The organism is uncultured Dialister sp., assembly GCA_900314595.1.
Taxonomy (GTDB): Bacteria; Bacillota; Negativicutes; order Veillonellales; family Dialisteraceae; genus Dialister.
In genome coordinates, this window is record OMVW01000080.1 from 1 (window position 1) to 2582 (window position 2582).

The window sequence follows — 2582 nt, forward strand, 5'->3', positions numbered from 1 at the left end:
TGAAAAGGAGAAGGACAAAGAGAAGAAAACCGCCTAAAAAGGGCTAACCCCCGAACAGAAAAATTAGGAATGGGTGTCCTTGACAACGGGACCGTTTTAGAAATTGGTTTGAGTCAGTCGGCAATACGCGCGGGGCCGGGAATACACACTCTCCCTCGTGTGGAGGTTCACGTCCACGTGCGGCCGGGAATACAGGTACAAGCCGCTCAAGTAGAGCCACCGCCTGCGTACAATCCCGGGCAGCTCTCATGCAGGCAAGAGCCCGTGCGCGAAGCGCACTATATAAGATTGGTTCGCGCAGCGAACCATATCCTTCCCTTTCCCCGTTTTTCTATCTGCCGGTTAAAGGCATATATATATTCGGCCGCTTCCCTCCCGAATTCAAAAACGTCCTTGACAGTGACCGTCTATCCTGTTATTTTATTTCTATCAAAAAAACATGGAAAGGCAGGGTGAGGGGCATGAGAAAGATGACAGAGAATCTGGAGCGGTTCAGCTGGTGCGTGGCCAGTTGTTTCCTGTTTCTGGGGATTCCGGAGCCGGCTCTTCGCCGGATTTTCAGAAGCGGCGGGGAGTAGTTCCGGCAGTCCATCCTTGTGACGTTCGTCAGGGGATGGATTTTTTATTTCCCGGAAATATTCCGCTTTGGAAAATGATTTCGTAGAATCTGTTATAAATGATTTATCAATATTTCTATAAATTTTGTTTGACTTTTATATGAGAAAAATATTATCATATAATTATAAAAATAACGTAATCAACATTTTGCCTTTGGCTTTGGGAATTAGAGACCTGTTTCACTAGATACCTTTGCAGAAAAATCATGGAAGGGAAAAACTGCAAAGGATTTTGTGATGGGAGAGAGGTGTTAATTCCGTGGGCTTTTTGGGGAATGCCCTGAGGCCGGGCGTTCTGGGCGGAGAATTCATGCTGAGAATGATGGATTTCAGCCGCCGGGACGTATCGGACTGGGGCATGTCGAAGATATCGGTCAATGAGAGGGCTGATATCCTGGATGCAGGCTGCGGCAGCGGAGCGAATATGGCTGCCTGGCTGAAGAAGTGCGGTCAGGGACATGTGACCGGGATTGATTATTCTAAAGCCTGTGTGGAAATTTCCGGCAGGCGGAACGCCTCTGCTCTTCGGGAGAAGAGGTGCCGGGTGGTCCGGGGGAGCGTCTCGGATCTTCCCTTTGCGGATGGCACATTTGACTGTGTCTCTGCTTTTGAAACGATTTATTTCTGGCAGGATCTGAAGCAGTGTTTCCGTGAGGTTCATCGGGTCCTGAAGAAGGGCGGTCTTTTCCTCATCTGCAATGACAGCGATGGAAAGGACAGTATCAGTCAGGGCTGGGCCCGGCTCAATGGAAACGGGAAGATGTATACGCGCTGCCAGATCTGCGCCGCTTTGAAAGAGGCCGGATTTTCCAGTGTGGAAAGTTATGGCGATGTGAGGAAACACCGGCTGTGCATCGTGGTGAAGAAATAGGGGCCTTTCCCTGGAATCAATCATTTTTCACAATAAAACACACGTAAATCTCCCCGCAGCGGAAATGATGCTGCGGGAGTTTTTTTGTATGATGGAAATTGACTTCTGGTTAATTTTATTTCCTTTACATCATGAAACAGTGTATAATAGAAGCGGTGTGTATAAAGCGACTAATATATTACATTATATATAGAAAGGATGAATGGTATGTACAACGTGATTTTCAAGAGAAGAAGTGTGCGTTTCTTCAGGAGTGACGATATTTCCAAAGTAGATATGCGGGAAATCCTCCGGGCCGGCATGTGGGCACCGTCTGCCAAGAACCGCCAGCCCTGGAAATTTATCGTGGTTAAAGGGGAAAGCAAGAAAGAGGCTCTCGCCCTCATGGAAAAAGGCATCGAACGGGCAGAAAAGGGAGAAGGGGTGCTGGCCGGCTCTCCGGAACTCTATGTGAACGCGCGGTTCACCCTGAAATGCATGGAACAGGCGCCGGTCCTCGTCTTCATCGTCAACCCCAACGGCCGTCCTCTCACCGATACCTGGACTACGGCTGAAAAGATTCATGAACTGTCCGACGTACAGGCCATCGGAGCTGCTGCTGAAAATATGGCTCTCCAGGCCACTTCCATGGGCTATGGCAGCCTCTGGATTGGAAATATTTTCTTCGCCTACGATGAACTCCACGAATGGCTGGGCGAAGGAGAAATGGTCCTGGCCATGTCCTTCGGTATCCCGAACCATCACCCGGTACCGCTGGCAAGAAAAGAAGAAGACGAAGTCATCGAGGTAAGGGAATAAGCCTTCTGGTATAAATACGGTCAGGCGTCACTATCGATGGTCGTTCTTCGTTGTTCGTTGTTCGTTGTTCGGAAAACGTAAATACGGTCTGGCGTCACTATCGATGGTCGTGATTCGTTGTTCGTTGTTCGGAAAACGTGAATACGGTCGGGTGTCACTAACGATGGTCGTTCTTCGTTGTTCGTTGTTCGGAAAATGTGAATACGGTCGGGTGTCACTATTGCTGATCGTGATTTGTGAATGGGGTCCGCTTCCAATGGGGAGCGGGCCTTTTTTTATTCTGAAATTTTTCCTGG

The 2582-nt window shown here is 48.8% G+C and carries 2 protein-coding genes; both read left to right on the plus strand.

What is annotated here, in order from left to right; genetic code table 11:
• The first annotated feature begins 927 nt into the window (after nucleotides 1-927).
• Nucleotides 928-1488, plus strand: coding sequence for a class I SAM-dependent methyltransferase (locus tag QZN42_RS10110; RefSeq protein ID WP_296957336.1), 561 nt, complete (start codon nucleotides 928-930; stop codon nucleotides 1486-1488).
• 207 nt (nucleotides 1489-1695) lie between these two features.
• Nucleotides 1696-2286 (plus strand): nitroreductase family protein, encoded by a 591-nt coding sequence (locus QZN42_RS10115; protein WP_296957339.1) that lies wholly within the window; start codon nucleotides 1696-1698, stop codon nucleotides 2284-2286.
• Nucleotides 2287-2582 lie beyond the last annotated feature (296 nt).